This is a genomic window from Cryptosporangium aurantiacum (genome assembly GCF_900143005.1).
In the GTDB taxonomy this organism is placed as follows: Bacteria; Actinomycetota; Actinomycetes; order Mycobacteriales; family Cryptosporangiaceae; genus Cryptosporangium; species Cryptosporangium aurantiacum.
On record NZ_FRCS01000007.1, the window covers coordinates 278,579 to 286,959 of the forward strand.

At 74.8% G+C, this 8,381-nt stretch carries 8 protein-coding genes; 5 read left to right on the forward strand and 3 right to left on the reverse strand.

The window, feature by feature from the left end; translation table 11 throughout:
* Window positions 1-72 precede the first annotated feature (72 nt).
* Together BUB75_RS24170 and BUB75_RS24175 are read right to left on the reverse strand one after the other, a co-directional pair.
* Window positions 73-747, reverse strand: coding sequence for a phosphatase PAP2 family protein (locus tag BUB75_RS24170; protein WP_143175372.1), 675 nt, complete (start codon window positions 745-747; stop codon window positions 73-75).
* Window positions 748-948: 201 nt separating this feature from the next.
* Complete coding sequence (locus tag BUB75_RS24175) at window positions 949-1,386, reverse strand: hypothetical protein (RefSeq protein WP_073260071.1); 438 nt, start codon at window positions 1,384-1,386, stop codon at window positions 949-951.
* 151 nt (window positions 1,387-1,537) lie between these two features.
* Here BUB75_RS24175 and BUB75_RS24180 point away from each other — a divergent pair, with 151 nt between their 5' ends.
* From BUB75_RS24180 to BUB75_RS24190, 3 genes are read left to right on the forward strand one after another with little or no spacing between them, the layout of a single operon-like run.
* Entirely contained in the window at window positions 1,538-4,639 is a 3,102-nt protein-coding gene (locus BUB75_RS24180) for a dynamin family protein (protein WP_073260072.1), read from the forward strand.
* Window positions 4,636-5,064 (forward strand): hypothetical protein, encoded by a 429-nt coding sequence (locus BUB75_RS24185; protein WP_143175373.1) that lies wholly within the window; start codon window positions 4,636-4,638, stop codon window positions 5,062-5,064. Before BUB75_RS24180 ends, BUB75_RS24185 begins: the two co-directional genes overlap by 4 nt.
* 10 nt (window positions 5,065-5,074) lie before the next feature.
* On the forward strand, window positions 5,075-5,659 hold the full coding sequence (locus BUB75_RS24190; protein WP_073260074.1) for a hypothetical protein: 585 nt from the start codon (window positions 5,075-5,077) through the stop codon (window positions 5,657-5,659).
* Window positions 5,660-5,662: 3 nt separating this feature from the next.
* On the opposite strand, the gene BUB75_RS24195 is transcribed toward BUB75_RS24190, so the two are convergent.
* Window positions 5,663-6,349 (reverse strand): YwqJ-related putative deaminase, encoded by a 687-nt coding sequence (locus BUB75_RS24195; RefSeq protein ID WP_073260075.1) that lies wholly within the window; start codon window positions 6,347-6,349, stop codon window positions 5,663-5,665.
* 47 nt (window positions 6,350-6,396) lie between these two features.
* Here BUB75_RS24195 and BUB75_RS24200 point away from each other — a divergent pair, with 47 nt between their 5' ends.
* A complete protein-coding gene (locus tag BUB75_RS24200) occupies window positions 6,397-7,029 on the forward strand; it encodes a hypothetical protein (RefSeq protein WP_073260076.1) in 633 nt (210 codons plus the stop codon).
* Entirely contained in the window at window positions 7,026-8,378 is a 1,353-nt protein-coding gene (locus BUB75_RS24205) for a hypothetical protein (RefSeq protein ID WP_073260077.1), read from the forward strand. Before BUB75_RS24200 ends, BUB75_RS24205 begins: the two co-directional genes overlap by 4 nt.
* Window positions 8,379-8,381 lie beyond the last annotated feature (3 nt).

Genomic DNA, 8,381 nt, shown 5'->3' on the forward strand with positions numbered 1-8,381 from the left:
CTGTGCTGCGTACTGGCCCCGCTGCCCAGACGCCTCGACAGATGACGCGGTTCGACGTTTTGCCTGGCTAGTTCACAGGAGCCCCACAGGCTCCGGTGCCCGCACCGCCCGCCGGCGGTGGACGAGCAGCCACCAAGCGCCGAGGACGAGCACTGCGCCGGCGACCGCGTCGAGCGTCCAGTGGTTGGCGGTCGCGACCACGACCACGGTCGTGACCAGCGGATACGCGTGGGCGAGCAGCCGCTGCCACCGGTGCCGTGCCAGCCCGGCGAGCACCAGCCCGCACCAGAGCGCCCATCCGACGTGCATCGACGGCATCGCGGCGAGCTGGTTGAGGCCCGCGGAGTTGTGGTCGGGCCACCAGCCGACGTCCGCGGTGGCGATCATCGTGTCGACGTAGCCGGGCAGCATCCGCGGCGGTGCCGTGGGATACGCGAGGTAACCGACGAGCGCGACCGCGGTCGCCAGCATCAGCGCCGACCGGGCCGGCCGGTACCGCTCCGGTGCGAAGCGGTAGAGCGCGATCAGCACCAGCGGTGTGACGAGGTAGTGCAGGCCGGCGTACCAGAACGACGTCGCGAGCTCGGCCCAGCGCACGCCGGTGACCGCGGCGTTGAGCGGTGCCTCGACGTGCAGGCCGAGGTGCCGTTCGAGGCCGAGGATCGCGCGGGCGTGCGCGAGGGCGGGGCCGCGGTCGTCGCTGGCGACCATCCGGATGAGGTCGTAGGGCACGAGGAACGCGATCACGAGCAGGATCTCGCGGCGCCAGGACGGACGGTCGGATCTGTGTGACGCGGTGTGGTCACCCAGGGCTCGAAGGTCTGTCCGATGTGCCTCGAGTACCACGCTGTTCGGCCCTCCCGCGTCCCCGATACGCGCGACCCGCCTCTAGCCGGTCGGCTAGGGGTGGACAACAGGTCACAGTAATGGACTGGCGCAACAGCGCGGTCAGAGGCCCTCGCAGGTGGCCAGCGCCTGCGCGATCTCGTTCCTGGCGGTCGCGGCGTCCGCGTACTGGATGGCCTGCGACGCGGCGTGGGTGTCCCGGGACAGGACCTGGTAGCGGCGGTCGTCCTCGGCGGCCGCGGCCGCGAGCTGCGCGGCGGCGCCGATCCGGTACGCGTACGGCAGGTCCAGCGAGTCCGAGTTCGTCGCGTCGATCCGCTCCAGGATCCGGCACGAGGCGGCCGCGTCGGCGGCGGCGCCCTCGTGGTCGTCGCCGCCGCCGATCAGCGCCGTGCCCAGCCACACGATCCCGACCACGAACACCCCGACCAGAAGGCCCGCGAGGCCGGCCAGGATCGGAGCGCGGCCGACGGACGGCGGCCGTGACGGACCGTAGCCGGGCGGGGGTGAACTGCTGTCGGGGGTGTGCGGGCTGCTCACGGTTGTTGATCCTCCAGGGGGCGACCCGCCCATCCTGACGGTGCGGATGAGGCGTGTGGTCCGAAATCGAGGGACCGATCCGGAAACCCACGACCCACCCCGGCCACCAAATTCGTCATATTCGGGTCATAACTCCCTAGAATCGCCAACCGTGACCGCGCCGTCCCTCCTCGACACCCTCGCCGACGCCGGAGGGCCCGACGGTGATGCCGCCGCGATCGCCGTTCTCCCGGCCGCCGTGCGCGCCGCCTACCAGGCCGCGGAACACACCGGCCACCGCCTCCGGCTGGGCGTCGTCCCCGAGTGCACGCTGGTGCTGCTCGGCCCCGCCGACGCGGGCAAGACCGCGTTCACCTCCGCGCTGCTCGCCGACGGCGTCCGTGGCCTGGTGGGGCTGGCCGAGCGTCCGGGGCCGGGCACGCCGGTGCCGGTCGAGTACGCCTACGGTGGTGAGCCCGAACTGTGGCTGGGGCTCGGCGGCACGGTCAGCGACCCGGCGGAGTGGGTCCGCGCGCCGCTGGACACTCCGGACCTCGACCGGCTGCCCGAGCTGCGCCGGGTCCGGGCGGCCGTCCCCTCCGCGGTGCTACGGGACTGGGGCGTCCGGATCGTCGACTGCCCCGGGCTCGACGACGTCGCCGACCTGACCGGCCCGGCGCTGGACGAGGCCCGCAAACCCGGCGTCGGCGTGCTCTACCTGGTGCCCCGGCGCGGGATCACCGAACTGGACGCGCAGGCCCTGGAGGCGCTGCGGCACGTTCCGCTGGTGCTGATCGAGAACCGCCGGGACGCCGAGATCGCCGGTGCCGCGGCGAGCGTCGACGAGCTGGCCGTTCCCGGGCTCGACGTCGGACTGGCCGTTCCGCTCGCCGTGCGGCGGCTGGCGCGGCCGGGACCCGAGCGCGACACCGTGCTGCGCTGCGTCGCCCTGCTCCGGACCCGCACCGCACCGGACCGGTGGACGGCCGCGCTCGGCGCGGCGGCGGTCCGCAGCCGCGAGGCGCTCGGCGCCGAGTTCGCCCGCCGCCGCACGATGGCGCTGATGGCCAGGCACCCGGACTGGCTCGGCTCGCTGCACCTGCTCGCCGACCTGCTCGGTATCGAGCGGGACGGTCCCGGCGTGATCGAGCTGGACGACCGGTTGACCCGGATCACCCGGCTGGCCCAGGCCGCCCGGCCCGCCGAGGCGCTGCGCGCGCTCGTCGACCGGGACGTCCGGGCCGCCGTCGACCGGTACAACGCCGAGGCGGTCCGCGACGCCGGCGTCCGGCCGCCGCGCGACGACGCGCCTCCGGCCGCGTTCGGCCGGTCCTATGCCGAGTTGCGCGACGAGCTGGTCACGCTCCTCGACACCACGCTGGCGGACGACGTCCTCGGCGCCACCGCCAGCGAGCGGGACGCGCTGGCCGAGATCCGGTCCGGCGTCCTGGATGACCAGCTCGAGGTGGCCGTGCTGGGCCAGTCCTCGTCCGGCAAGTCGTCGCTGATCAACGCGCTGCTCGGCGTCCGGACCGGGACCGCGCTGCTGCCCACCGCCCCGCGTCCGACGACTGCGACCGTCAACCGGGTCGAGTACGCGCCCCGCCCCGGGCTGAACGTGACGTGGCTGCCGGAGGTCGAGCTGCGGCTGCTCTCCCCGGGCGCCGAGCCGAACCAGGTCCGCGTCCACGTCGAGAACATCCGCGCGCTGGGCCGGTGGCTGCGCGACCGGTCGGTGCGCGCGCGTGACTGCGTGTTCCACCCGCTGGCGCCGCAGCCCGACCGGCTCGACGGCCAGGCCGCGTTCTGGCGACTGTGGAAGATCCTCGACCTGGCCGGTGACCCCGCGCTCTACGCGTATCTGGCGCCGAGCCCGGACCGGCCGCGCCTCACCGACCTGTCGGTGCCCGCCGAGGTCACCGTGCGGCGGTTCGCCACGGTGCCCGACCAGTGGCCGGGGTCGCTCGCGTCCGAGCGTGCGTTCGCCGAGCTCACCCGCGATCCCGCGCTCGCGCTGCGGGTCGACACGCTGCGGGTGGGCGTGCCCCATCCGCTGCTGCGTCACGTCACGATCGTCGACACGCCCGGCACCGACGCACCCGTGCCGCACCACCGGCTGACCGCGCACCGCGCGGTCCGCGACCAGCGGCACAGCGCGGTCGTCTACTGCTTCGACGGGGCGAAACCGGCCAGCCGGGAGGACAGCGCGAACCTCGCGTTCCTCCGCGAGCGGCTCGGGACCGGCGACCCGGCCCGGTACTTCTTCGTGATCACCCGCCGCGGCGTCGTCGAACGCGACGCCGACCGGGTCCGGGAGACCGTCGAGAACGCGCTGGCGGCATCCGGGGACGAGCCCCCGCGCACGTACTTCACCGAGGTCCTCCGCGAGCTCAACGACGATTTCCGCGCGCTCGCCGACGACCTGGGCCGCTACGTCCTGATCACCCGGCGGACGCTGCTGCGGTCCTGGATCGAGCGCACGCAGCGGGTGCTGGAGGACGTCCACGGCAGACACCTCCGGCGGCTGCAGCGGCTCGCGGACTCCGAGGACGGCCGGATCACCCGGCTGCGCACCCTCCGCCAGGAGTTCGCGCAGCTCGACACGCTCCGCGGCGACCTGCGGGCCGCGGACTGGGGCGAGCCCTGGCTCCGTGGCCGGACGACGAACCTGCTCGACGGCGGAACCGCGCAGATCGACCACATCGTGCGGGGCCTGACGAACCGGCGGACGTTCGCCGCCGGACGGCCGCGGCTCACGACCGGGATCGAGGAGCTCAACCACGCGGTGCGGGACCGCCTCGCGGCCGACTGCGCCGCGCTCGCCGCGGAACTGGCCGCGCGGCTGCCCGGCCGCGGCGTCGGCCCGCTGGAACTGACCTGGGACGAGGAGCCGTTCGGCGCCGCCGGCGTCGACGCCGCGATGGCCGCGACCGAGTGGCGGACCGGGTGGCAGCGGTTCCGGGTGCTGTTCGACCCCCGGCGCCGCCGGTCCGACGCGGAGGCGAACCGGGCGCTGGTCACCGCGGCCTGGACGCTCAGCCGCGACCGCGGCACGCAGGCCGTCGCCGACGCCGTCGACCTGTACGCCGGGCACCTGCACGCCGAGCTGGCGCGGCTCGCCGACGGTCTGGCCACCGAGATCGCCGCGGCTGAACAAGACCCGCACCCGGACGACCGGGTGCGCGCCACCGAGGGACGGGACCGGGCGTCCACCCGGCTCGCGCGCCTGGACGCGCTGAGCCGGCACCCGGATCTGAGCGGAGGAGACCGTTGACGACCACCAGGGACGTGCACCAGGAGACCGTGACGCTGCTCAGCGACGCGGTCACCGACATCACCAAACGCGCGGTGGAACCCACGCTCGCCCCGTTCGGCGCGGAGCTGCGGGAGACGATCGCGGCGCTCGACGTCCGGATGCGCTCGCTCGACGAGCTGCTCGGCGACGACCGCGCGGACCGGCAGCGGCTGACCCGGCAGGTCGGCGAGCTGATGCGGACGACGTCCGCGGGCACCGACACGGTCGGGCACCAGGTCGAGGAGGTCGCCGGGGCCCTCGACCAGCTGACCGCGCTGGCCACCGCGAACGCGGCCACGATCGAGCGGCTGCGCCGACTCGCGTTCGGGCTCTCGGTGGCGCTGGTGGTGACGGCCGCGCTGCTGGTCGGCCTCGCTGCGCTGGCGGTGCTGCCCGCTCGATAGGGTTTCCGGCATGCAGCCCGTCGTCACCCAACCGGTCCTGCTGCCGATCGGGCACTCGCTCGGAGGCGCAGCCGAGGCGGCCGGTGCTGTCTACCGGGTCCGCGTCGGGCCGGACGTCGTCCGGATGCCGGAGAACCGCTTCACGATCTGGGCTCTGGCGCACGGGTCACCCGGCGACGGGCCGGTGACGGTGGACGCGGTCCTCGGCGCCGCGGGCCTGCCGGACGGTGGTGACCTGCTCGCCGGTCTGGTCGACGACGGCTTGCTGGCGCTGGTCGGCCCGGGCGCGGACGATCCGGTGGCGTTCGCCCGGACGCACCGGCTCGAGCCGCTGATGCTGGGCCTGGGCAACGTCGCCGACGACCCGGACACCTACGAGATCGGCCTTCCCGGCCAGCCGGTGGCCCGGGTCGGTGCGGTGCTGTACGCGGTGTTCAGCTGGGGCCACCTGGAAAACACCCTGTGGGACGCCTGCCGGGTCGCCGCCGCCGACGCGCCGGACGAGTTGGCCGACCCGCGTCGGCTGCTCGACGCGCTGCTGGACGCGTTGCCGGCGCTGCTGGCGCCCAACGCGGCCCGCCTCGACCGCGTCTGAGTGTCAGTCCCCGGTCGCCGCGGCCTCCGGGCTCAGACCGAGGAAGTCGAGGAACAGCAGCACCGGCAGCGACGACCGCACGATCGTGCCGCTGCTCGGGTCGGCGTCCTCGGTGATCCGGAAGGTCTCCAGCCGGGCACCCCGCACCAGCTCCCGCGCGTCGGCCAGCGCCAGCGGCGGCCGTCCGGCCTCGTGCCTGGCGACCTCCTCGGCCAGGAAGAACTCGGAGAACACCGCCGCCTCGGCGGAGCGCACGGCGCCGCGCTCGGCGTAGGTCGCCGGCATCGCCTCGAAGAACGTCGACACGATCGGGTGCACGATCCGGTCGGTGTCCGACCGTCGGCTGCGCGCCACCCAGCTGCGGTCGGCGACCGTCAGCCTGCTCATCGTCGCCGGGAACTGGCGTGGCACCGGCCCGGCAGGCTCGGGCTGCGGCGGCGGGCGGAAACCGCGCGCGTACCACTCCGCGATGCTCTCCGGCGGCAGCGTGCCGCCGACGACCAGCGCCCCGGATTCGCGGTCGAGCACCATGCTCGGCACACCGAGCCGGTCAGGGCTGGTCACCGGGTACCGGGCCGAGATGACCCAGCCCAGGTCGAACTCGTGCAACACCGGCTCCGCACCGGGTGCGGCGCCCGTCACCCACTCCCTGGCCCGCTCCTCCGCGTCCGTCCGGTTCAGCGCCGCCATGGAGCCCACTGTAGCCAGCAGAACCAGCCGCCCTACGATCGAGGTCGATGAACGCAGACGCCCCGCTCGTGTTCCCGGTCGGTCACTATCTGGGGGCGGTCCACCCCGGCGGCGGCGCGCCCCCCAGTTTCCACGTGGTCCGGGCCGGGCGGGAAGCCGTCCACCTGAGCGATGAGGACGAAGTGGACGTCTGGGGGCTCGCGCACGGGCTGCCGAGCGCGGGGGACGGCGCCTGGTCCCGCGCGCAGGTCCTGTCCGCCGCGGCCGACGCCGGGCACCCGGACGCCGAACCGGTGCTGGACGCGCTGCTCGAACGTGGCCTGGTCGTGGAGGTGCGGCCGGGCACCGACGACGCCCGCGACTTCGCCCGGTTTTACCGGCTCCGTCCGCTGTTGCTCGGTCTCGGCAGGCCGGCCGGGGAAGACCTCGACCTGATCGGCGTTCCGGGGCTGGTCGTGGCGCTGCGCGCGACGCCGCGCGTCCTCGAGGTCTGGGAGTGGGCGCACCTCTGGCCGAACCTGTGGGCGGCGTCGGAAGGCCTGGCCGAGGCGGGGCGCGACACCGGCCGGACCGACCCGTCGGAGACCGAGCCCGACCAGGTCCTGACCGTCGTCCTGGGGGCGGTCCAGACGCTGGTCGCGCACGGCGCGGCCTACCTCGACCACCGGGCGACCCCGTGAGCGCCGAGCCGCGGCTGGCACCGGTCGGGCACTACCACGGCGTGGTGCAGACGACGGTCGACGTGCGGCTGGACACGCAGACCGTGCACCTCGACGACGCCGAGCACGCCGTCTGGCTGCTGGCGCACGGCACGGGTGAACACGGGCCCGCACTGCTCACCGCGTCCGAGCTGGGCGCGCTCAGCGACGCTCCGGACGTCGTCGCGCGGCTGCTCGCCCGCGGGCTGCTCGCGGAGGTGCCGGGTGACCCGTCCGGCTACCCGGCGTTCGCCGCCGCGTACCGGCTGGTGCCGCTGGTGTACGGGCTGGGCAACGTGCGCGACGGCACGCCGTGGCACCTGCGGATCGGGCTGCCTGCCGGCTCCGGCCCGCTCGCCGGCGCGTGGGCGAGCCTGAGCGAGCTCGGGTACGAGATCTGGCGCTGGTCGGCCGCCACCCGGTCGCTGGCCGAGGTCTGCGCGGCGCTGGAAGTACCGCAGGACACCGCGGTCGGCCACGCGGTGGAGACCCTCCCGGCGCTGCTGACCGGCTGGACCACCGCGCTGCAACCGGCGGCGGTGAGCGCGCTGGTGCCCGGCCCGCGCGACGCCGGACCGCCGCTCGCGCCGCCCGAGCCGGTGGACCCGTTCACCGCGCTGGACCCGGAGGAAGAACTGTCGGTGCCGTGGGACCCGGCCCGGCCGGACGGACCGGTGATGGCGGTCCCGCGGTGGGAAGCCGACCCCGGTCACCCGGGTGCCGCCGGGTGGGTGTTCGCGGTCGGGCACGACGCCGGGCCCCGCTTCGACTGGACGGACGGCTCGTACCGCGGGAACGCCGTGCGGATCGGGTCCGACGACCACCGCGCGGACGAGCACGACGCCCGGCTCTGGGAACTCGCCCGCACGGGGCACCGCGGGCAGCTCTGGACCCGGTCGGCGGTGGCCGCCGCGGCGGTGGGGGACGGCGTTCCGGACGCCCCGCGGCGGCTCGACGGCCTGATCGAACGTGGCCTGGTCGTCGAAGTGCACCCCGGGACGCCCCGCGCGGTGGCGTTCGCGCGCGCCTACCGGCTGCAACCGCTGCTGCACGGGCTCGGCACCACCGCGGACGACCCGAAGATCTTCGAGTACGGCACCCCCGGCCGTCGCGTGCGGAGCTCGACGACCCACTCGTCGCTGTTCTGGCGGACGGCCGGGCAGTGGCCGTCGCTCTGGGACGCAATCACGGCCCTGAGCGGCAGTTTCGCCGGTGCCGGGCAGACCGGACACCGGCAGGGTGACCCGGAGGAGTACCTGACGTACTGGGGCTTCCGGATCGTCCGTGAGCTGCTCGCGAAGGGCGTCGTCTACCTCGACCTCACGCCGTAGCGC